22 protein-coding genes are annotated in these 21,220 nt (G+C 70.8%); 8 read left to right on the forward strand and 14 right to left on the reverse strand.

The window, feature by feature from the left end:
* Positions 1 to 10: 10 nt before the first annotated feature.
* Positions 11 to 1,180 carry a pyridoxal phosphate-dependent aminotransferase gene (locus tag ASE01_RS05620; RefSeq protein ID WP_056749190.1) on the reverse strand — a complete coding sequence of 390 codons (1,170 nt, stop codon included), beginning with the start codon at positions 1,178 to 1,180 and terminating at the stop codon, positions 11 to 13.
* A gap of 12 nt (positions 1,181 to 1,192) precedes the next feature.
* Positions 1,193 to 2,695: an FAD-binding protein gene (locus tag ASE01_RS05625; RefSeq protein ID WP_056749191.1), complete on the reverse strand. Its 1,503-nt coding sequence runs from the start codon at positions 2,693 to 2,695 to the stop codon at positions 1,193 to 1,195.
* Between the two features lie 68 nt (positions 2,696 to 2,763).
* On the opposite strand from ASE01_RS05625, the gene ASE01_RS05630 reads away from it, so the two are divergent.
* Positions 2,764 to 4,269, forward strand: coding sequence for a potassium/proton antiporter (locus tag ASE01_RS05630; RefSeq protein WP_056749192.1), 1,506 nt, complete (start codon positions 2,764 to 2,766; stop codon positions 4,267 to 4,269).
* Positions 4,270 to 4,301: 32 nt separating this feature from the next.
* Here ASE01_RS05630 and ASE01_RS05635 read toward each other — a convergent pair whose 3' ends face one another.
* Both ASE01_RS05635 and ASE01_RS05640 read right to left on the reverse strand, forming a co-directional pair.
* On the reverse strand, positions 4,302 to 4,841 hold the full coding sequence (locus ASE01_RS05635) for a LytR C-terminal domain-containing protein (protein ID WP_056749193.1): 540 nt from the start codon (positions 4,839 to 4,841) through the stop codon (positions 4,302 to 4,304).
* Between the two features lie 6 nt (positions 4,842 to 4,847).
* Entirely contained in the window at positions 4,848 to 5,144 is a 297-nt protein-coding gene (locus tag ASE01_RS05640; protein WP_056749194.1) for a type II toxin-antitoxin system VapB family antitoxin, read from the reverse strand.
* Positions 5,145 to 5,201: 57 nt separating this feature from the next.
* Here ASE01_RS05640 and ASE01_RS05645 point away from each other — a divergent pair, with 57 nt between their 5' ends.
* The gene (locus ASE01_RS05645; protein ID WP_082605838.1) at positions 5,202 to 6,833 is read left to right on the forward strand and encodes a helicase HerA-like domain-containing protein; all 1,632 of its coding nucleotides are present in this window, start codon (positions 5,202 to 5,204) and stop codon (positions 6,831 to 6,833) included.
* A 63-nt stretch (positions 6,834 to 6,896) separates the two neighbouring features.
* Here ASE01_RS05645 and ASE01_RS05650 read toward each other — a convergent pair whose 3' ends face one another.
* Together ASE01_RS05650 and ASE01_RS05655 are read right to left on the reverse strand one after the other, a co-directional pair.
* On the reverse strand, positions 6,897 to 7,127 hold the full coding sequence (locus ASE01_RS05650; RefSeq protein WP_056749195.1) for a hypothetical protein: 231 nt from the start codon (positions 7,125 to 7,127) through the stop codon (positions 6,897 to 6,899).
* Between the two features lie 126 nt (positions 7,128 to 7,253).
* The gene (locus tag ASE01_RS05655; protein WP_056749358.1) at positions 7,254 to 8,000 is read right to left on the reverse strand and encodes a helical backbone metal receptor; all 747 of its coding nucleotides are present in this window, start codon (positions 7,998 to 8,000) and stop codon (positions 7,254 to 7,256) included.
* 46 nt (positions 8,001 to 8,046) lie between these two features.
* Between ASE01_RS05655 and ASE01_RS05660 the strand changes: the two genes are divergently transcribed.
* On the forward strand, positions 8,047 to 8,394 hold the full coding sequence (locus tag ASE01_RS05660) for a YrdB family protein (RefSeq protein ID WP_056749196.1): 348 nt from the start codon (positions 8,047 to 8,049) through the stop codon (positions 8,392 to 8,394).
* A 30-nt stretch (positions 8,395 to 8,424) separates the two neighbouring features.
* On the opposite strand, the gene ASE01_RS05665 is transcribed toward ASE01_RS05660, so the two are convergent.
* On the reverse strand, positions 8,425 to 8,922 hold the full coding sequence (locus tag ASE01_RS05665; RefSeq protein WP_056749197.1) for a thioesterase family protein: 498 nt from the start codon (positions 8,920 to 8,922) through the stop codon (positions 8,425 to 8,427).
* A 149-nt stretch (positions 8,923 to 9,071) separates the two neighbouring features.
* On the opposite strand from ASE01_RS05665, the gene ASE01_RS05670 reads away from it, so the two are divergent.
* Positions 9,072 to 10,358 carry an MFS transporter gene (locus ASE01_RS05670; RefSeq protein WP_056749198.1) on the forward strand — a complete coding sequence of 429 codons (1,287 nt, stop codon included), beginning with the start codon at positions 9,072 to 9,074 and terminating at the stop codon, positions 10,356 to 10,358.
* Here the strand turns inward: ASE01_RS05670 and ASE01_RS05675 are convergent.
* From ASE01_RS05675 to icmF, 3 genes are all read right to left on the reverse strand, one after another.
* Positions 10,290 to 11,558 carry an RNA polymerase sigma factor gene (locus ASE01_RS05675; protein WP_056749199.1) on the reverse strand — a complete coding sequence of 423 codons (1,269 nt, stop codon included), beginning with the start codon at positions 11,556 to 11,558 and terminating at the stop codon, positions 10,290 to 10,292. The two genes, ASE01_RS05670 and ASE01_RS05675, sit on opposite strands and share 69 nt — an antisense overlap.
* A 141-nt stretch (positions 11,559 to 11,699) precedes the next feature.
* On the reverse strand, positions 11,700 to 12,050 hold the full coding sequence (locus ASE01_RS05680; protein WP_235535875.1) for a YciI family protein: 351 nt from the start codon (positions 12,048 to 12,050) through the stop codon (positions 11,700 to 11,702).
* Between the two features lie 107 nt (positions 12,051 to 12,157).
* Positions 12,158 to 15,379 carry a fused isobutyryl-CoA mutase/GTPase IcmF gene (gene icmF / locus ASE01_RS05685; protein ID WP_056749201.1) on the reverse strand — a complete coding sequence of 1,074 codons (3,222 nt, stop codon included), beginning with the start codon at positions 15,377 to 15,379 and terminating at the stop codon, positions 12,158 to 12,160.
* A gap of 77 nt (positions 15,380 to 15,456) precedes the next feature.
* On the opposite strand from icmF, the gene ASE01_RS05690 reads away from it, so the two are divergent.
* Positions 15,457 to 15,960, forward strand: coding sequence for a MarR family winged helix-turn-helix transcriptional regulator (locus ASE01_RS05690; protein WP_056749202.1), 504 nt, complete (start codon positions 15,457 to 15,459; stop codon positions 15,958 to 15,960).
* Between the two features lie 37 nt (positions 15,961 to 15,997).
* Here ASE01_RS05690 and ASE01_RS05695 read toward each other — a convergent pair whose 3' ends face one another.
* The 4 genes from ASE01_RS05695 to ASE01_RS05710 form a co-directional block, all read right to left on the reverse strand.
* Entirely contained in the window at positions 15,998 to 16,852 is an 855-nt protein-coding gene (locus tag ASE01_RS05695; protein WP_056749203.1) for a 3-hydroxybutyryl-CoA dehydrogenase, read from the reverse strand.
* A 114-nt stretch (positions 16,853 to 16,966) separates the two neighbouring features.
* Positions 16,967 to 17,470, reverse strand: a complete 504-nt coding sequence (locus ASE01_RS05700; RefSeq protein ID WP_235535876.1) for a low molecular weight protein-tyrosine-phosphatase — start codon at positions 17,468 to 17,470, stop codon at positions 16,967 to 16,969.
* Positions 17,467 to 17,862 carry a phage holin family protein gene (locus ASE01_RS05705; protein ID WP_056749204.1) on the reverse strand — a complete coding sequence of 132 codons (396 nt, stop codon included), beginning with the start codon at positions 17,860 to 17,862 and terminating at the stop codon, positions 17,467 to 17,469. The genes ASE01_RS05700 and ASE01_RS05705 overlap by 4 nt, the downstream gene beginning before the upstream one ends.
* Before the next feature lie 53 nt (positions 17,863 to 17,915).
* Positions 17,916 to 18,620, reverse strand: a complete 705-nt coding sequence (locus tag ASE01_RS05710; RefSeq protein WP_056749205.1) for a GntR family transcriptional regulator — start codon at positions 18,618 to 18,620, stop codon at positions 17,916 to 17,918.
* Between the two features lie 116 nt (positions 18,621 to 18,736).
* On the opposite strand from ASE01_RS05710, the gene ASE01_RS05715 reads away from it, so the two are divergent.
* From ASE01_RS05715 to ASE01_RS05725, 3 genes are all read left to right on the forward strand, one after another.
* Positions 18,737 to 19,657, forward strand: coding sequence for a dimethylarginine dimethylaminohydrolase family protein (locus ASE01_RS05715; RefSeq protein WP_056749206.1), 921 nt, complete (start codon positions 18,737 to 18,739; stop codon positions 19,655 to 19,657).
* 85 nt (positions 19,658 to 19,742) lie between these two features.
* Positions 19,743 to 20,186 carry a hypothetical protein gene (locus ASE01_RS24310; RefSeq protein WP_056749207.1) on the forward strand — a complete coding sequence of 148 codons (444 nt, stop codon included), beginning with the start codon at positions 19,743 to 19,745 and terminating at the stop codon, positions 20,184 to 20,186.
* Entirely contained in the window at positions 20,183 to 21,205 is a 1,023-nt protein-coding gene (locus tag ASE01_RS05725) for a DUF4878 domain-containing protein (protein ID WP_056749208.1), read from the forward strand. The genes ASE01_RS24310 and ASE01_RS05725 overlap by 4 nt, the downstream gene beginning before the upstream one ends.
* Positions 21,206 to 21,220 lie beyond the last annotated feature (15 nt).

Genomic DNA, 21,220 nt, shown 5'->3' on the forward strand with positions numbered 1-21,220 from the left:
CCCGTCGAGGTCAGAGCGCGCCGTCGAGGCGGTCGAGGGCGCGCACGATGTCCTCGGTCGCGCCCGCGAAGCTGAACCGCACGAAGTGGCCGCCGTCCTCGGTGTCGAAGTCGATGCCGGTGGCCACGGCGACGCCGGTGCGTGCCAGCAGGTCCCGGGCGAAGGCCATCGAGTCACTGGTCAGGTGCGCGACGTCGGCGTACGCGTAGAACGCGCCGTCGGCGGGCGCGAGCCGGGTGATCCCCAGCCGGGGGAGCCCCTCCAGCAGCAGGCTGCGGTTGAGGGCGTAGCGCTCGACGTGCGCGTCGAGCTCGGCGTAGGCGGTGTCGTCGAAGGCTGCGATCGCGGCGTGCTGGGCGAGCACGGGCGGGCAGATGCTGAAGTTGCCGGTCAGCACGTCGACCGGGCGCCGGAGCCGCTCGGGGGCGAGCATCCAGCCCAGGCGCCAGCCGGTCATCGAGAAGTACTTCGAGAAGGACCCGAACACGACCGCCTCCCGCGAGGTCTCCCAGGCGCTGCTGGCGCGGGCGCCGGCGTACTGGATGCCGTGGTAGATCTCGTCGGAGACCAGCTGGACGCCGTTCTCCTCGCACCATCGCGCGATCGCGGCCAGCTCCTCGGGCGAGAGCATCGTGCCGGTCGGGTTGGCCGGGCTCGCGACCACGAGGCCGTCGATCGGGGAGCGGGCGTGGGCCTCCGTGAGCTGGTCGACCGTCGGCTGGAAGCGGGCGTCCGGGCCGGTCGCGATCTCCACGACCTCGCAGCCGAGGGCCGCCAGGACGTTGCGGTAGCAGGGGTAGCCGGGGCGCGCGATCGCCACCCGGGCGCCCGCGTCGAAGGCGGCCAGGAAGGCCAGCAGGAACCCTCCGCTGGAGCCGGTCGTGACGACGACGTCGGCAGCCGACACCTCGATGTCGTACCACCGGCGGTAGTGGCCAGCGATGGCCTCACGCAGCTCGACGATGCCGATCGAGGTCGTGTAGCCGAGCGGGTCCCCGGAGCCCAGCAGCCGGATCGCCTCAGCCGTCACCGTAGCCGGAGCGCCCGTGCTGGGCTGTCCGGCGACGAGGTTGAGCAGGTCGCCGTGGGTCCGCTGCCGCTCCGCCGCGCCCGCCAGCAGGTCCATCACGTGGAACGGTGGGACGTCTGCGCGGGACGCGGCGGCGAAGCGGTCGATCACGCGCCCATCCTGTCAGCCAGCGGCGTGGGCAGCGGCGTGCGCAGCGGCGTGGAGCCCGGCCCGGCGGCCGAAGAACGAGCCCTCGCCGAGCTGGGTGCCCGAGCAGTAGCCCGCGCCGTCCTGGGCGATGTTGGAGGCGCACGCGCCGGCGGCGTACAGGCCGGGGACGACGGTGCCGTCCTCGCGCCTGACCTCGCCGTCGACGGTGGTCGCCATGCCGCCGATCGTGAACCCGGCATAGATCGCGACGCCGAGCGAGAGGTCCAGCACGGCCCACGGCCCCTGGTCCTGCGGGGCGATCCAGTCGGGGTGCTTGTGGAGGTCGGGGTCCTCGCCGCGGGCGGCGTACTCGTTGTAGCGCCCGACGGTGGCGACCAGTGATCCGGCGGGCACGCCGAGACCGGCCTCCATCTCCTCGATCGTCTCGTAGCCGTCCTTGAGGGGCACGAGCGGCATGTGGTCCTCGCCGAGGTGCTCGCTGTCGACGATGAGGTACGCCGTCGAGTCGGCCTGGCGCAGGACCTCGTACGACGTCCGTGCGTGGTAGCTGTCCTCGGCCACGAAGCGCTGACCGTCCTTGTTGACGATGATCCCCTTGCACCGCGAGGACGGCGGGTAGAACGGCGCCGTGATGAACGGCTCGTCCATGTGCTCCAGGGCCGCTCCGACGGACTCGCCGAGGCGGATGCCCAGGCCGTCGTCATAGGTCGAGCCGAGGGTGAAGAGCTGCTTGTCGCCCAGTGCCGGGGTGTAGCGCTCGACCATGTCGGCGTTCATCACGAAGCCGCCCGCGGCGATGACGACACCGTCGGTGCGGACCAGTCCGGTCTTCTCGAAGGACTTCCACGCGACGCCCACGACCCGCCCGGACCCTGCGTCGGCGTCGACGACGAGGTTGGTCATGCCTGTCTCGTAGCGCACCTCGACGCCGGCCTTCTCGACCTGCTCGCGAAGCAGGTCCATCACGATCCGGGTGCCCTCGGTGTCGCCGGGGACGGGCACCTTGTGACCGCGCGGCGCGGGGGCGACCTCGTCGCGGAAGGGCCAGACCTTCTCGTTGCCGGTGAACATCAGGCCCTCGGTGCCGGGCTGGATCACGGCCTTGCCCGGGAAGTAGGACCGCTCGAACTCGAAGCCGAGCTCCTCGAGCCAGTCGAAGTGGGCGACCGAGCCCTCGCAGTAGGCGCGGATCTTCACCTCGTCGGGCTCCTTGGTGCTGGCCATCAGGTAGCCGACCATCGCCTCGACCGAGTCCTCGTGCCCGGTGGCGGTCTGCACCGCGGTGCCTCCGCCGAGGTAGAAGTGACCTCCGGACATCGAGGAGGTGCCGCCGTGGACGGCAGCCCGCTCGAGCAGCAGGACCCGGGCACCCGCGCGGGCGGCCTCGAGGGCGGCGCATCCGCCGGCGATCCCGAAGCCGGCGACGACGACGTCGAAGTGCTCCGTGTCGGGCGTCAGGGCGCTGGCCGGCAGCACGTCGGGAATGGTCAGACCGGCCTGGGGCGTTGAACTCATGGAATCAATTTAGAACATGTTCTACCGATAGACTACGTACCCGCCACCCGACGAAAGCCGAGTGACCTTTGACCTTCGACGTCCACCAGCTCGATTCCTTCCTGCTGATCGGCGCCGCAGTCACATTTCTCGCCGTCCTCGCGGTGCGTCTGTCGTCCGGCGTCGGCCTCCCCAGCCTGCTGGTCTACCTGCTCATGGGGGTCGTGCTCGGCGAGTCCGGGTTCGGCATCGGCTTCGACGACGCGGAGCTGGCCCACGCCATCGGGTTCGGCGCGCTCGCGATCATCCTGGCCGAGGGTGGGCTCACGACGAACTGGCGCGACGCGCGTCCGGCGATGCGGATGGGGGTCTCGCTGGCGACCGTCGGCGTGGTCGTCTCGGTGGCCGTCATGGCCGTCGGCGGGCACTACCTGCTCGGGCTGTCGTGGGAGCTGGCGATCCTCCTCGGCGCGATCTGCTCGCCCACCGATGCCGCCGCCGTCTTCTCGGTCCTGCGGGTCGTCCCGCTGCCGAAACGTGTCACCGGCGCCCTCGAGGCCGAATCCGGTCTCAACGACGCGCCCACCGTCGTCCTGGTCACGCTCGTCGCCTCGGGCGCCGTCGGCGAGCACGGCTTCCTCGGCACCACCGGCATCGTCGTCTACGAGCTGGTCGTCGGCATCGCCTTCGGCTTCGCGGCGGGTCTCGGCGGTGCCTGGGTCATGCGCCGCGTCGCACTGCCCTCGTCCGGCCTGTACCCCATCGCGGTCCTCTGCCTGACCCTGATCGCGTACGGCGGCGCCGCGGCCGTGCACGGCAGCGGGTTCGCCGCGGTCTACGTCGCCGCGCTGATCCTGGGCAACGCCGACCTCCCGCACCGCGCCACCACCCGCTCGTTCGTGGAGGGACTGGCCTGGCTGGCCCAGATCGGGCTGTTCGTCATGCTCGGCCTGCTGCTCTCGCCCGGCCGGCTGGACTGGGCGACCGTCGGGATCGCGATCGCCGCCGGCTGCCTGCTCACCATCGTCGCCCGACCGCTGTCGGTTGTGATCAGCTCGGTGGTCAGACCCATGCCGTGGAACGAGCTCGGCTTCCTCTCGTGGGCCGGGCTGCGCGGGGCGGTCCCCATCGTGCTCGCCACCATCCCGCTGGCAGAGGGTGTCGACGGGGCCGGGCGCCTGTTCGACATCGTCTTCGTGCTCGTCGTGCTCGACACCCTGCTCACCGGTCCGACGCTGCCCTTCGCAGCCCGGGTGCTGCGGGTGGCCCGGCGCTCCGAACCCCGGGGGATCGAGGTCGAGGCGGCCCCGCTCGAGCGGGTCGCCGCCGACCTGCTGCAGATCACCATCAGCCCGGCGTCCCAGATGCACGGCGTGGAGGTTGGCGAGCTCCGACTGCCGCCGGGCGCGAACGTGTCGATGATCGTGCGGGACGGCCAGGCCAAGGTGCCCGAGCGTCGTACCGTCCTGCGCCACGGCGACGACCTGATCATCGTCACGCCCCGCAAGCACCGCGAGGCCACCGAGCAGCGGTTGCGCCAGGTCAGTGCGGGCGGCCGGCTCGCGCAGTGGCTCGGCGAGGACACGTCGGGCTGACCCGGCTCGGGTGGTCTGCTCGGGTCGTGGGCTCAGCCCAGGTCGTCGGGGGTGCTGCTGAGCGGCGGGGTGCAGACGTAGCTGTCCGTCTGCGAGGTGACCGTCTCGCGACCCTCGACCGCACCCTTGAAGCGCTTGCCGACGACGATGGTGACGCCGGGGTAGCCCGAGCCCTGGTCGACGATGTCCACGTCCGTGCCGAGGTAGGACGCCAGCAGGATCGCCGCCGGGTCACCGGGGTCCTTCGCCCAGACCTGGGCGGAGACCGGTCCGGAGTTGGCGGGCCCGTTGCCGGTGTCGCCCTCGCCGAACCCGAAGCCGACGAGCTGGTCCATCGTCTTGCTGGCCAGGCCGTTGGCGCCGCCGGCGTTGAGGACGGTGACCATCACCTGCGGCGGGGCGACGTCCTCACCCTCCCGGATCAGCGTGTCCGTGCAGGGGGCCGCCTCGACCTTCTCGGGGAAGGGCTCGGTCACCCGCGACCACGCCCAGGTGATGCCGGCGAGGAAGATCACTGCGAGCACGGCGAGGGTCATCGCCGAGCGCCCGCCTTGCCTGACGTCGAGCTCCACTGCAGGTCAGCCTTCCATCCGGATCACGCGGGCATGGAGGACGTTGCGTTGCTGCAGGGCCGCGCGCAGGGCGCGGTGCAGCCCGTCCTCCAGGTAGTAGTCGTCTCTCCACAACACCACGTGGGCGAAGAGGTCACCGAAGAAGGTCGAGTCCTCGTCGAGCAGTGAGGAGAGCTGCAGGGTGTCCTTGGTCGTGACCAGGTCGTCGAGCCTGACCTGGCGTGGGGGCACGGCTGCCCACCCCCGGGAGGTGAGGCCGTGGTCGGGGTAGGGACGCCCGACCCCCACACGCTTGAAGATCACGGCTTCGGAGTCTACGGGTCTGACGTGCGTCGCCGCGTTCCGCTTAGAGTTCCTGACATGACGCAGGAGCCGACGCCCGCACCGGAGACGCCCGCCCCCGAGGCCGCCGAGACCCCCGAAGCCCCCAACCCCATCGAGCAGGCCATCGCTCCCGGCTACGCCTTCGAGGGAGCCGCGCTCGAGCTGGGCGGACTGATGGCCGGCCCGGACAGCCTGACCGGCAGCACGATCCGGATCCCGTTGGGCATGCTCAACCGGCACGGCCTCGTCGCCGGAGCGACCGGCACCGGCAAGACCAAGACCCTCCAGCTCCTCGCCGAGCAGCTGAGCGCCGCCGGAGTCCCGGTCTTCGCCGCCGACATCAAGGGCGACCTGTCCGGGCTGGCAACGGCGGGCGAGGCCAGCGACAAGTTGCTCGCCCGGACGAAGTCCGTGGGCCAGGCCTGGACCGCGACGGCCTTCCCCGTCGAGTACTACGCCCTCGGGGGCGAGGGCATCGGCATCCCGATCCGGGTGACCGTGACGTCCTTCGGGCCGGTCCTGCTCAGCCGGGTGCTCGGGCTCAACGACACCCAGGAGTCGAGCCTGGGCCTGGTGTTCCACTACGCCGACAAGCACGGCCTGCCGCTGCTCGACCTGCCCGACCTCCGTGCCGTCGTCCAGCACCTCACGAGCGACGAGGGCAAGCCGGAGCTCAAGGAGCTCGGTGGCCTGTCGGCCGCCACCGCGGGCGTGATCCTGCGCGAGCTCATCGCGTTCTCCGACCAGGGTGCCGACGCGTTCTTCGGCGAGCCCGAGTTCAACTCCGCCGACCTGCTCCAGCTCGCGGCGGACGGCCGGGGGCTGATCAACCTCGTCGAGCTGCCGAACCTGCAGGACCGCCCGGCGATCTTCTCGACCTTCCTGATGTGGCTGCTCGCGGACCTGTTCCACGACCTGCCGGAGATCGGCGACGTCGACAAGCCGAAGCTGGTCTTCTTCTTCGACGAGGCGCACCTGCTCTTCAACGACGCGTCCAAGCCGTTCCTGGACCAGATCGCCCAGACGGTCCGGCTGATCCGCTCCAAGGGCGTCGGCGTCTTCTTCGTGACGCAGAGCCCGACCGACGTACCCGACGCCGTCCTGGCGCAGCTCGGCTCCCGCATCCAGCACCAGCTGCGCGCCCACACCCCGAACGACGCCAAGGCCCTCAAGGCCACTGTGAACACCTACCCCAAGAGCGCGTACGACGACCTCGGCGAGGTCATCACGACGCTCGGCATCGGCGAGGCGATCGTGACGGTGATGGGGGAGAAGGGCGCGCCCACCCCGGTCGCGTGGACCCGGCTGCGGGCTCCCGAGTCGTTGATGGCCCCGAGCAGTCCCGAGTCGATGGAGGCGACCGTCAAGGCCAGCCCCCGCCATGCGACCTACTCCGAGGTCGTCGACCGCGAGTCCGCCCGGGAGATGTTGGCCAAGAAGCTCGAGGAGGGCGCCAGGGCCGACGCCGAGGCGGCCGGGACGAAGGCGGCCGAGAAGCCCCGGTCCGGCCCGAAGTCGTCCGGTTCCGGGGTCCGCAAGGACGACGGTGGCGGTGTCGGTGGTGTGGTCAGCGACGTCGTGAAGTCCTCGGCGTTCAAGCAGTTCATGCGCACCGCGGCCGCCGAGATCGCCCGGGGAATGTTCGGGACGGCCCGCCGTCGCAAGTAGCCCCACGACAGCGAAACGGTTGCTCCCGGGGATCCGGGAGCAACCGTTTGCCTTTCTGGGGGGTCAGGCCGTCCAGCGGACGGAGTCGTCGACGAAGTCAGCGAGCGAGTTCACGCCGCGCAGGTCACTGCGCTGGTGCATGAGCCGGGTCAGGCTCTGGGCGTGTCGGTCACGGAGAGCGGCACGGCGGGCGATGGCGAGAGCGGCGGCATCCTCGACGGCGGCGACACGGTGGGTGTCGACGGACGTGAGGTGACGGCCGGTCTGGGTCTCAGGAGAGGTCGTCTTCTTCATGACTCAACTGTGAGGTGGTGAGGTTTCGACAATCCTGCTGAGTGGTTACAGATCGGTGTCGCGGCGTGTGACTCGCACGACACCGTGCGAGGCAGCGTCTGGCGAGGTGCTCAGGAACTGATGCGGTCAGGATGACAGGACGTCGTACGCCTCGACCATCGCCGGGCCGTACCAGGTCAGCAGCCGTCCGGACACGAGTCGCGTCGGGACCCGGGTGAAGGCCTCGGGGCCGTCGTCGGCGGTGAAGACGTACGGCTCGTCGGGCAGCAGCACCAGGTCGAGGTCGCTGCGGTCCAGGTCGGCGAGGTCGACCGCGGGGTAGCGGTCCTCGCCGTGGTCGTGGGCGTTGACCCAGCCCAGTCGGCGCAGCAGGTCGCCGGTGTAGGTCCGCGGGCCGACGACCATCCACGGGTCGCGCCAGATGGGGACGGCGACGCGGCCGCGCTCCTGTGCCGGCGGGCCGGACCACCGCTCCCGGGCCCGGGCGAGCCAGCCGGGCTGCGGGTGTTCGAGGGCGACGGCGTACAAGCGGTCGAGGGAGTCGAGGGACTGGGGGACCGTCTCGATGTCGGTGACCCAGACCGCGACGCCCGACTCGCGCAGGCGGCGTACGTCGAGCGAGCGGTTCTCCTCCTTGTTGGCGACCACCAGGTCCGGCGCCAGGGCCCGCAGCGCAGCGAGGTCGGGGTTCTTGGTGCCGCGCACGCGCGCGACGTCCAGACCGGCCGGGTGGGTGCACCAGTCGGTCGCGCCGACGAGCCGGTCGGCGACGTCGGTGGCGAGCGCCTCGGTGATCGAGGGCACCAGCGAGACGATCCGCCGGGGAGGCGCCGTCAGGGGGACCGGATCGCCGAGATCGTCGTGCAGCGCCATGGCGACACCGTAGCCACGCCCGGGTCGGACCGGCATGATCGGACCGGTGAACGCGATCTTCGGGTGGTGCGTACTTGCTCTGGTGTTCGTCGACGAGCTGCTGGCGATGGCGGCGTTCGGTGTGTGGGGGTGGCAGCACGACCCCCGGTGGTTGCTGGTGTGGCTGCTGCCGGTGGTCGCGATGACGGTGTGGTTCCTGTTCGCCTCACCGAAGGCGCGCTACGGGAGCACGCCCGTGCGTGAGGTGGCGAAAGTCGCTGTCTTCGCGCTCGCCGTCCTCGCGCTGGCCGACGCCGGCCACGAGACATGGGCGGTGGCCCTGCTGGTGTTCTCCGTCGTCGTCAACGGCCTTGCGCTGCTCCCGAGCATCAGGATCCTCGTCGAGCGGGAGTGAGCCCGGCCCGGGAGCGCGCGACCGTCTCGCTCAGCGGAGCGCGAGGCTCCCGGAGAGTGCGGGCTTCCAGTCGAGCGCGTCGTGCTCGGCGACGCGTCGCTCCAGGCCACCGGCCACGTCGGCGGGCCACGGAGCGGTCTTGCGGTCCTCGAGCTTCACGCAGAGGAAGATCTCCTCGAAGACGCAGGCGATCCGCTGGTTGGTGTCGTCCAGGACGTAGACCACCGCGTGGGCTGCGCGGTCGGACAGCCCGACCAGGCGGACCCGGACCGACATCTGGTCGCCGGTCCGCAGCTCGTGCAGGTAGGTCAGGTGGTGCTCGGCGGACAGGCAGGCGAAGCCACTGACGATCGGCCAGTTGAAGGGGATGCCGATGTCGTGCAGGGACTCGTCGAGTCCCTCGCTGCCGATGCCCAGGTAGTGCCGGACGTTGAGGAAGCCGTTGCTGTCCTCGAACGCGGTCGGCACCGGCTGGACCGCGAAGGCGGGGAGGGTGGCGAGCTGGTCGTACGTCGGCTGCGTGCTCATGGCTGGGAGGGTATCGACAGTCGGCAGCAATTGGTTCGGTGCCGTCCGTGCGTCGTACGATGGAGGCGACGAATTGCTTCTGTGCAACTACCTCGCGCCGGTCGATCCACCGGTGGTCCAAGGCGGCACCTGACCCCTGGACCGAGGACATGGCTGATCAGCTGATCGCTCACGCGCCCGACCACGCGCCGACACTGCGGCACGCGACCGGACCGACGTACTTCCCCATCGCGCTGGTGGCGCGACTGCCCTACGCGATGATGGTCGTGGGCGTGCTCACCCTCGTCGTGGCCGCGCGCGACTCGCTGGCGCTGGGTGGCCTCAACTCCGCGATGGTCGGTCTCGGCGCCGCCTGCTTCGGGCCGCTGCTGGGTGCGGCCGCCGACCGGTTCGGCCAGCGGCCGGTGCTGCTGGTCGCCGGCGTCGCGTCCACCTCGGCCCTCGGCCTGATGGCCTGGGTCGTCTACAGCCCGCTGCCGACCGCCGCGGTGCTCGCCGTGGCCTTCCTGGTCGGCGCCACGGCGCCGCAGATCGCGCCCATGTCGCGCAGTCGCCTGGTCGAGATCATCGCCGCCCGGATCTCCCCGGCCCGCCGCGAGCGCACCTTCGACGCGACGATGGCCTACGAGTCGGCTGCCGACGAGATGGTGTTCATCATCGGCCCGTTCATCGTCGGCCTCCTCGGCACCGCCGTGGACCCGTGGGCGCCCGTGGCCGCCGCGGCAGTCGTCACCCTCGTGTTCGTCTCGGCCTTCGCCCTGCACCCCACCGCCGTCGCCGTGCGCTCCGTCCGGGGCCAGGCGCTCGCGCCGGCACCCGTACGGGACCTCGGCCGCCCGGCGCTGGTCGTCGTGGTGGCGGGGATCCTCGGCGTCGGCCTGTTCTTCGGGTCGATGCTGACCTCGCTCACCGCCTTCATGGGTGGGCACGGCAACCCCGAGGGTGCAGGCCTCGTGTACGGCGTGATGGGCATCGGCTCGGCCGCCTTCGCCCTGGGCGTCGCGTTCTTCCCCTCGGCCTTCAGCCTCCGGGCCCGCTGGCTGGTCTTCGCCGGCGTCCTGGTCGTCGGCACCGCCGTGCTCCCGCTGGTCGACTCCGTGGCCGGGATGTGCGCGCTGCTGCTCGTGATCGGGATCGGCGTCGGGCCCACGATGGTCACCCAGTACAGCCTCGGCGCGATGCGCAGCCCGTTCGGTCGCTCCGCCACGGTCATGACGATGCTCGGCTCGGCCGTCATCGTGGGGCAGGCAGCGGCCTCCGTGGTCACCGGCACGCTGGCGGACCGGTTCGGGACCGGAGCGGCTCTCCTCGTCCCGTTCGGTGCCGCTGTGGTCGTGCTGGCCGCCGGCGTCGTCAACTGGGTGCTCTCACCCGTCGCGACGCAGGTTGTCGGCAGCCCGTCGCTCGAGGAGGCGGACCTCGCTGGCGTTGCGTGAGCGAGCCGCGGCCGTCCGGAACTGATCCGCGGCCGCCTCGTGGCGCCCCGCCCGCTCGAGCAGGTCACCACGGACGCTCGGCACCAGCGGTGAGTCGCGCAGCGCGCCGGGCTCGATCGCGTCGAGGACTGCCAGGCCCGCCTCCGGTCCTCCGGCCCGGCCGTGGGCCACGGCACGGTTGACCTCCACCACGGGGCCGGGAGCAGCGGTCGCGAGGACGTCGTACCAGCGCGCGATGCGGGTCCAGTCGGTGGCCGCCGCGCTCGCGGACCGTGCGTGCTCCGCCGCGATCGCCGCCTGCAGGTAGTACCGACCCACCGGGAGGCCCCTGCGGGCGAGCTCCTCGGCCCGCGTCAGCGCTGCGAGCCCCCTCCGGATGAGCAGGGCGTCCCAGCGGGAGCGGTCCTGGTCGTCGAGCAGGACCGGTTCGCCGTCGGCGTCGGTGCGCGCGGGCAGGCGGGAGGCCTGCAGCTCGAGCAGCGCCTGGAGGCCGTGGACCTCCGGCTCGTCGGGGGCGACGTCGGCCAGCAGCCGGGCGAGCCGGATGGCCTCCATCGCGAGGTCGGGTCGACTCCAGTCGTCACCCGCCGTGGCGACGTACCCCTCCGTGAAGACGAGGTAGACCACCGCCATCACGTCGTCGAGCCGCTGCGTGCGCTCCTCGCCCGTCGGGAGCTCCAGCTGGGCCCCGGCGTCGACGAGGGTGCGCTTGGCCCGTGAGATCCGCTGTCCCATGGTGGCGTCGGGCACCAGGAAGCCGCGTGCGATCTCGGGTGTGGTCAGGCCCCCGACCAGGCGCAGGGTGAGGGCGGCGCGCGACTCCGGCGTCAGGGCCGGGTGGCAGCAGAGGAAGACCAGCCGCAGGACGTCGTCCTCGATGTGGTCGACCTGCGAGTCCAGGTCGGGCATCGCGCTCACCTCCTCCGCGGCGTGGCCGAGCTCCTCGGTCTTGCGCCGCAGCGTCGCGGCGCGGCGGAACGTGTCGACGGCGCGGCGCTTGGCGGTCGTCATCAGCCAGGCGCCCGGGTTCCCGGGCACGCCGCTGGTCGGCCAGCTCTCCAGGGCGGCGACCAGCGCGTCCTGCGCGAGGTCCTCGGCGAGCTCCACGTCCCGGGTCATCCGGGCCAGGGCTCCGACGAGGCGGGCCGACTCGAGCCGCCAGGTGGCGGTGATCGCGTCGGCGGTCGTGACATCGGCCATGCGGCCAAGCCTAGGGGGCGCGAAGTGCGAGGTTTTCTCCATCGAGGTGCGCAGGATGCTCCTCGGGGGCGGGACATCTGCCGCACCTCGACGGAGAAATCCTGCCACTTCGGCGGAGAAACCCGCGCACTTCGCGCGCGGTCAGGAGTCGGCTGGGGTGGGACCCTCGTCGGGGACCTGGCGCAGGCTGGCGACCATGGAGCACTCGGGCCAGTGCTTGGCGTGGAGGTCGGCGAACTCCTGCTGGCCGGCGATCGCCTCCTCGAGGGTGTCGTACTGCAGCAGCGCCCAGCCGCCGACGGCCTCCCTGGCCTCGGCGTAGGGGCCGTCGACGCGGGTGACCTCGCCCTTGCGGACCACGAAGTTCACGGCGTCCTCGAGGCCGAACAGTCCGCCTCCGTCGAGGAAGTGGCCGTTCTGCGCCTGCTCCCCGATGTAGTTGTCCATGGCGTCGAAGAGCGCCTGCGGCGGGTTGCCCTGTCCCTCTTCCATGCGTACGAATCCCATGAAACGCGGCATCTCGATCAGTCCTTCTCGTTCTTGTAGGTGAGTGGTTCCGAACCTACGTCGAACGGGCGGACCGGTCTTCGACATCGATCTCAGACATTTCTCCGGTACTGGCCGCCGACCTCGAAGAAGGCCTCGGTGATCTGGCCCAGCGAGCAGACCCGGGCGGCGTCCATCAGGACGGCGAAGACGTTCTCGCCGTGAACGGCCGCGTCCTTGAGCGCAGCGATCGCCCGGGTCGCGTCGTTCTGGTGGTCCACCTGGTAGTCACGGACCCGCGTCAGCTGCGACTCCTTCTCGCTCTCGGTCGCCCGGGCGAGCTCGATCGACTGCGGCTCCTCGTCCTCGACGGCAGGCTTGCGGAAGGTGTTGACGCCGATGATGGGCAGCGAGCCGTCGTGCTTGCGGTGCTCGTAGAGCATCGACTCGTCCTGGATCCGGCCGCGCTGGTAGCCGGTCTCCATCGCGCCGAGCACCCCGCCGCGCTCCGAGATCCGGTCGAACTCGGTGAGCACGGCCGCCTCGACCATGTCCGTGAGCTCGTCGATGATGTAGGAGCCCTGCAGGGGGTTCTCGTTCATCGCGAGACCCCACTCGCGGTTGATGATCAGCTGGATCGCGAGCGCCCGGCGCACCGACTCCTCGGTCGGGGTGGTGACCGCTTCGTCGTACGCGTTGGTGTGCAGCGAGTTCGCGTTGTCGTAGATCGCGATGAGCGCCTGGAGCGTGGTGCGGATGTCGTTGAAGTCCATCTCCTGCGCGTGCAGGGACCGTCCGGAGGTCTGGACGTGGTACTTCAGCTTCTGCGAACGCTCGTTGGCGCCGTACTTGTCGCGCATCGTGATCGCCCAGATGCGGCGGGCGACGCGGCCGAGCACGGAGTACTCCGGGTCCATGCCGTTGGAGAAGAAGAACGACAGGTTGGGTGCGAACTCGTTGATGTCCATGCCACGCGCGAGGTACGACTCGACGTAGGTGAAGCCGTTGCTCAGGGTGAAGGCGAGCTGGCTGATGGGGTTCGCCCCGGCCTCGGCGATGTGATAGCCGGAGATCGACACCGAGTAGAAGTTCTGCACCGCATTGTCGATGAAGTACTGCTGGATGTCGCCCATCATCCGCAGCGAGAACTCCGTGGAGAACAGGGCGGTGTTCTGGCCCTGGTCCTCCTTGAGGATGTCGGCCTGCACGGTGCCGCGGACGTTGGCGAGCGCGAATGCCTTGATCTCGTTGAGCTCGGAGACCGAGGGCTGGCGGTCCTCGCGCTCGACGAACGCCTCGACCTGCTGGTCGATCGCGGTGTTGAGGAAGAACGCGAGCACAGTCGGGGCCGGGCCGTTGATCGTCAGGGACACCGACGTCGACGGGGCGACCAGGTCGAAGCCGTCGAACAGCGCCTTCATGTCGTCCAGCGTCGCGACGGACACACCGGAGGTGCCGACCTTGCCGTAGATGTCGGGGCGCGGGTCCGGGTCGCGGCCGTAGAGCGTGACCGAGTCGAACGCCGTCGAGAGACGGGTCGCGTCGGCGTGCTCGGAGAGCACCTTGAAACGTCGGTTGGTGCGGAACGGGTCGCCCTCCCCGGCGAACATCCGGGCCGGGTCCTCTCCGTCACGCTTGAACGGGAACACGCCTGCGGTGAAGGGGAAGTAGCCGGGCAGGTTCTCGTTGCGCCAGTACTTCACGAGCTCGCCGTGGTCGGTGTAGCGCGGCAGCGCGACGCGGCGGATCTTGTTGCCGGAGAGCGACTCCCGCGTCAGGGCCGTGTGGATCTCGCGGTCGCGCACGGTGACGACCTGCTCGTCGCCCTCGTAGGACGCGACCACGTCGGGCCAGCGCTCGATCTGGTCGACGACCTCGGTCGGGAGCGCTGCACGGGCGCCCTGCACCAGCTCGTCGAGGTCCGAGGAGACGACCTCGCCCTGGACGTACTCGAGGCGCTGCAGACGGACCGCTGCCTCGGAGAGGCGGTCGGTGTCCTGGTGGTAGGTGCGGACGGCGTCGGCGATCTCGGCGAGGTAGCGGACCCGGTTGGGCGGCACGATGTGGCCGGCCTCGGTCGAGTGGCGCACCTCGACCCGGGGAAGAGCGCCCTCGTCCATCACCAGTCCGCGAGCGGTGAGCTGCGTGGCGAGCTCCTGGTAGAGAGCAGTCACGCCGTCGTCGTTGAAGTGGGCGGCCGAGGTGCCGAAGACCGGCATGTCCTCGGGCTTCTTGCCGAACGCCTCGCGGTTGCGCACCATCTGGCGCCCGACGTCACGCAGGGCGTCCATCGCGCCGCGGCGCTCGAACTTGTTGATCGCGACCAGGTCGGCGAAGTCGAGCATGTCGATCTTCTCGAGCTGGGAGGCCGCGCCGAACTCCGGCGTCATGACGTACATGCTCACGTCGACGAAGGGCACGATCGCCGCGTCGCCCTGGCCGATGCCGGGGGTCTCCACGATGACCAGGTCGAACCCGGCCGCCTTGACGACGTCGATGACGTCGGTCAGGTGCTCGGGCAGCTCGTGGGCGCCGCGGGTGGCCAGGCTGCGGAAGAACGCACGGTCGCCGTCGAGGGAGTTCATCCGGATCCGGTCGCCGAGCAGTGCGCCACCACCGCGGCGACGGGTCGGGTCGACCGCGATGACGGCCACACGGAGCTTGTCGGACTGGTCGATGCGGAAGCGGCGGACCAGCTCGTCGGTGAGGCTCGACTTGCCGGAGCCACCGGTGCCGGTGATGCCGAGCACCGGAACGGTGCGGCCGGTCGCGACCTCCTTGATGCGGGCCATCATCGCGGCGGGCAGCTGACCGGACTCGGCGCCGCTGATCGCACGGGCGAGCGAGAACCGGTCGCCGGACACGACGGCGTCGGCCTCGACGCTGCCGAGCGACCACGGGTCGACGTCGCACGCCTGGATCATCGAGTTGATCATGCCGACGAGGCCGAGCTCGACGCCGTCCTCGGGCGAGAAGATCTTGACGCCGCTCGTGGCGAGGCGCTCGATCTCCTCGTGGACGATCACGCCGCCACCGCCGCCGTACACCTTGATGTGCCCGGCGCCGCGCTCGCGGAGCGACTCGACGAGGTACTCGAAGTACTCCACGTGGCCGCCCTGGTACGACGACACCGCCACGCCCTGCACGTCCTCCTCGATCGCCGCGTCGACGACCTCCTGGACGGAGCGGTTGTGGCCGAGGTGGATGACCTCGGCGCCCTGGCTCTGCAGGATCCGCCGCATGATGTTGATCGACGCGTCGTGCCCGTCGAACAGGCTGGACGCGGTCACGAAGCGGACCGGGTGCTGCGGAACGTGCAAGGTGCTGTCGGACATGCGATGGCCTTCCATGGTCTTCGGACTTCCGATAATAGGACGTCCTAGTAAATATGGGAAGCGGTAGGGTCCTCCCCATGCCCGCCCCCCGCTTGCCGTTCGACCCGATCGAGCGCGCCGGCGACCACTGGGAGGAACACTTCGGCGACGCCACGTCGATGCGTCTGGCCACCTCGGTGATGCGTGTCCAGCAGCTCATGATCGGAGCTCTCGACGGCGCCCTGAAGCCCTTCGCCCTGACCTTCTCGCGCTACGAGGTCCTCGTGCTGCTGCTCTTCAGCAAGCGCGGCTCGCTGCCGCTGAGCAAGATCGGCGAGCGACTGATGGTCCACCCCACCTCGGTCACCAGTGCCATCGACCGACTGGAGGCGCAGGGATTCGTCGAGCGGGTGGCCGACGAGGAGGACCGTCGTCGTACCCTCGCCCGGCTGACGCCGGCCGGACGCTCCACGGTGCGCAAGGCGACCAAGGCGGTCGCGGCGATCGACTTCGCGATCACCGGCCTCGACGACGGGCAGCAGGCCGAGACCTACGACCTGCTGCGCAACGTGCGCAAGGCATCGGGCGACTTCCCGGACTGAGCTCGCGCCCAGCCCGGGGCGAGCCGGGGCGACCCGGTCAGGCGTAGGTGTGGAACCCGCGCCCGGTCTTGCGGCCGAGCAGGCCGGCCTCGACCATACGGTTGAGTAGCGGGGGAGCGGTGTACAGCGGCTCCTTGAATTCTTCGTAGAGCGACTCCGCGATCGCGCGGGTGGTGTCGAGACCGATCAGGTCGGCGAGCGCGAGCGGGCCCTGCGGGTGGGCGGCGCCGAGCACGAAGCCCTGGTCGATGTCCTCGGCGGTGGCGAAGCCGGACTCGAGCATCCGGATCGCGGAGAGGATGAACGGGATCAGCAGGGCGTTCACGACGAAGCCGGCGCGGTCCTGGCAGTCGATCGCGTGCTTGCCGAGGTCGTCCTGGACGAAGCTGCGCGAGCGCTCGGTGGTCGCGTCGGCGGTCATCAGGGACGGGACGAGCTCGACCAGCTTGAGCACCGGCACCGGGTTGAAGAAGTGGATGCCGAGCACGTGGCTGGGCCGCTGGGTGGCGACGGCGAGCTTCATGATCGGGATCGAGGACGTGTTGGAGGCGAGGATCGCGTCCGGGCTCGTGACGATCTGGTCGAGCTGACGGAACAGTGCGGTCTTGGCGTCCTCGTCCTCCAGGATGGCCTCGACGACCAGGTCGCGGTCGGCGAGGGCGGTGAGGTCGTCGACGACCCGGATCCGGGCCAGCACCTCCTCGGCGGAATCGATCTTGCCGCGGCTCTCGGCGCGCTTGAGGGAGGCCTCGAGCCGATGGCGTGCTGCTTCGGCTGCCGCTGCGGAGGACTCCGCGACGATCACGTCCTTGCCGGCGCGCGCGCAGACCTCTGCGATGCCCGATCCCATCAGTCCGCCGCCGACCACGCCCACGCGTGCGATGTCCGTCATTGCGCTCTCCCGTCGTTGCTCGTCCCTCCAGATTAGTAGGACGTCCTAGTAAATCTAGGCCGCCCCCGCGCGGCGGGCCACGTCTGCCCTCACAAAGAAGGCGGCCCGGCGTTGTCAGGAACTGACGAGAGGGGCGATCTGGTCGACCAGCGCGGACGAGGTGCGCTCGACCATGTCGAGGACGTCGCGGAAGCCTGCGTCCCCGCCGTAGTAGGGGTCGGGTACGTCGCCGGGCGACTCCGGATCGAAGTCCCGGAACAGCCGCAGCCGCTCCGGATCCGCCGCGCCGAGCTCCCGCAGGTCGCGGAGGTTCTCCCGGTCCATGGCGAGCACGAGGTCGTACTCCTCGAGCCAGGTCGCCTGCACCTGTTGGGCGCGGTGCCGGCTGGCGTCGTACCCCTCGTCGCTCAGCAGGCGGGCCGCCCGAGGATCCATCCCGTCGCCGGCGTGCCAGCCGCCGGTCCCCGCACTCACGACCGTGACGACGTCGTCGAGACCGGCGTCGGCGACGCTGGCGTTGAGCACCACGTCGGCCATCGGGGAGCGGCAGATGTTGCCGAGGCAGACGACGGCGACCCGGTAGCGCCCCGGCGTGCGGGGTGCGGGTGCTGTCGTCACTCGTCCTCGACGCCGACGAAGGCGTCGAGGATCCAGGTCGTGACACTGATGATGATCGCGCCCCCGACGGCCGGCCAGAACCCGTCGACGTGGAATCCGAGGTCGACGCCATCGGCGAGCCACGCGGTGAGCCGCAGCAGCAGTGCGTTGAGCACCAGCAGGAACAGGCCGAGGGTGACCAGGATGAAGGGGATCGAGAGCAACGTCAGGATCGGCTTCACGAACGCCGTGATCGCGCACGAGATGAGCGCCACCAGCATCAGCGGGATGAACTTGTCCTGGATCTCGGCGGCGCCGTCCCTGACGCCCTCGAAACGGATGCCGTCGATCAGTTGCGCGGCCACGGCCAGCGCGGCCGCGGTGATGCCCCAGCGGGAGAGGAAGGCCAGCATGCGCTCAGTCTGGCAGGTCACGGCACGACTGCGCCGATCCGTCACCCGGGCAGTCACTCCAGGCCGAGGGCCTCGATGATCTCGATCTCGGCGTCGTCGATGTGCCTGCGCAGGAACGTGTAGGCGCCGTGGCGGCCGTCGATCTCGCCCGCCTCGAGCAGGGCGACCAGGCCTTCGTGGGCCTCGGCCTCGTCGTGCGCGTTGCGGCTGAGCCGGTCGACCTGGGCGAGCGCCAGCTTGAGCTCGTCCATCAGGGCCTCGGCCATGTGGACCAGCCGGGCACTGCCGGTCAGCTCGACGAGGGAGACGTGGAAGGCGAGGTGCCGCTCGTTGAGCTCCTCGTAGGACGCCTTGCCGCCGCGGACCGCCTCCGTGTAGGCCTCGAGCGTGGCGCGGACCCGCTGGCGTCGTACGTCGTCGGCGGCGGTCCATGCCTGCACGCCGGCGCCCTCGAGGACCCACCGTGCCCGGCAGACGTCGCGCACGGAGTCCGCTCGGGGGGTCGCGACGCTGACCCCACGATTGGGCTCGCGGGTCGCCAGGCCCTCGGCGACCAGCACGGTCAGCGCCTCGCGCACCGTGGGTCGTGAGACGCCGAGCGACTCGGCGAGGGCCAGTTCGCGCAGGGGGGTGCCGCTCTCCAGCTCGCCCTCGAAGACGGCCCGCCGCAGCTCGGCGGCCACCCGCGACACGGTCGAGGCGTGCTCGACGCTGAGCGTGGCGAAGCGGGCCTTGGGGCCGGTCGGGGTGGCGGGCATGGGCCCATTCTGCCGCCCGGGGTGACCGCGAGCGGACCACCCGCTATTCTCGACACTGTCAGATTGTCTGACAATCAGCCGATCGGGACGTGCGACGGTGGACGACGGAGGGGCCGATGGTGCAGGGCACGCTGGAGTGGGGATGGCGCTACGCGATGGTGGACCCGTCGGCGTACCGGATCGACTACGCCATCAATCCCCACATGGATCCCGCGGTGCAGCCGGACCCCGCGCGGGCCCGGGACCAGTGGGAGACCCTGCGAGGCACGCTGGTGGGCCTCGGTGCCACCGTGGAGGTCATCCCGGCCCTGCCGGACGCCCCCGACATGGTCTACGCGATGAACCTCGGGCTGGTCGCGCTCCGACCCGAGTGGACCGGACCCGGCCGGCGCTCGGTCCTGCTGTCCCACATGCGCTACCCCCAGCGCCGGATCGAGACCCCGGCCGCCCGAGCCTGGTTCGAGGGTCAGGGCTTCGCGCCGTCGTACGTCGGCCGCGACGGGATCGGCGCGCACTTCGAGGCCGGGGACGCCTTCCCCTTCCGTGGGGACCTGGTGGTCGGCCACGGTCCGCGCACCGACGAGCTCGCCCTCAAGCACCTCGCCGACGACCTCGGCGTGCAGGTGCGGGGGCTGCGGATCGTGCATCCCGGGATGTACCACCTCGACCTGGCCTTCTGCCCGCTCGACGACGACCACGCGCTGGTCTGCCCGTCGGCCTTCGACGACGAGTCAGCGACGGCGCTGCTCGACCTGGTTCCGCAGCCGGTGATCCTCAGCGAGGAGGAGGCCCTGGGCAGCTGGTGCGCGAACTCGGTCGTGGTCGGCCGGACCGTCGTGATGCCCGACTGCCCGCGTCGCGTCCGGAACTGGCTCGACGCCCTCGGCTTCGACGTCGTGCTGGTCGAGGTGTCCGAGTTCCACCTGGGCGGCGGCTCGATCCGCTGCCTGACCAACCCCCTCGACCTGACGGTCGGTCGTGACCTCGACGTGCTGTCCGGCGGCCTGGTCGTGGCTCCAGGTACGGCGGCTGCCTGACCCATCCGGCGGCCGTGCCCTCGAGGGTGCCGGTCAGCGGCTACGGTAGGCGCGATCCCCGCCCGCACGTTCCCCAGGAGACCCGGTGTCCGGTCCCACCCCCGACCAGCCAGCGACCCCATCGTCGGACCCCGGCGAGTCGCAGCTGAAGGTCGGCGGCGGCAAGGGCCTGCGGATCGCGATCGCCGTCGTCGGCGTGCTCCTGCTGATCGGGGTCGTCGTCGCCGGCGTCCTGGTCCTGACCGGCGGCAGCGACGAGGAGGAGCCCACGAAGGGCGCCACCGAGGAGACCACCAGCCCGTCGGACGCCCCGACACCGAGCACGCCCGAGTCGTCCCTCGAGGTTCCCACCGTCGACCCGTCCGACTTCCCGACGTCGACCGACCTGCCGACGATGCCCGACCTCCCGTCGTCCGTCACGGAGTTCCCGACCTCGTTCCCGAGCGACGGTGTTCCCTCGGAGTTCCCCTCGGACTCCGCCGGCTGGGACGCCTGGTTCTCCGACTCCATCGAAGAGGTGCAGCCATGAGTGACCCGAACCAGCCCTACGGCTCCGTCCCGCCGAACTTCCCGCCCCCGCCCGGTCCGCCGCCCGGCCCGCCGGGCTTCCCGCCCCCGGGCGCGCCGCCGTCCGGTCCCCCCGGAACCCCGCCGTACGGCACGCCTGTCGGTGGCCCCGGTGGCCCCGATGGCAAGGGCAAGGGCCTGTGGATCGGCCTGGGCATCGCCGGCGTGCTCGCGCTCGTCGGCATCATCGTCGGACTCGTGCTGGTGCTGACCGGCGGCGACGACGAGGACGGCGACAAGGACGCCGACGACCCGGGCACCAGCGCCAGCGGCGCCGCGCCCGACGAGGTCGTCGAGGGCTTGATCGACGCGGCCGAGGACGACGACTGCGACAAGGCCAAGACGTTCATGACCGACGCGGCCCAGGCCGCCGACCCGTGCTCGTCGGCGGAGTTCCGCCTCCTGTCGACCGGTGACGTGGACGCCGAGGTCGGCGACCCCAGCGTCGACGGCGCCGAGGCGACCGTCCCCGTGCGCTTCGACAACCAGGGCACCGGCGAGGACTACGTCTTCAACCTCGAGCAGGTCGACGGCGCCTGGCTGGTGGCGTCGTACGCCATCGACCACGACGCCTCCTCCGAGCCGAGCGCGACCGACCTCCCGACGGACGCCACGACGGACGCCCCCAGCACCGGATCGACCGACGTGCCCTCGCCGGGCGGCTCCAGCACTGCCGACGCGGTCGCGAACGACCCGAAGTCGGTGACCGAGGCCTTCATGGAGTCCTTCGTCAACGGTGACTGCGCCACGGCGGAGGACCTGGTGACGGAGGCCTACATCGCCGAGGAGGGCAACTGCGACCCGGCGGAGGTGACCCCGTTCGCGAGCGAGCTGACCTACGAGGTGGGCACCCCCGACATCGACGAGGCCGCCGGCACCGCCGTCGTCCCGGTCGAGATCACCGTCGCCGGCTCCACCGAGGACGGCACGTTCACGCTGGTCAAGGAAGACGGAACCTGGCGCATCAACGGCACCGAGTGAGAGCCGCCGACCACG

The sequence above is a fragment of the Nocardioides sp. Root190 genome (assembly GCF_001428565.1).
Lineage (GTDB): Bacteria > Actinomycetota > Actinomycetes > Propionibacteriales > Nocardioidaceae > Nocardioides.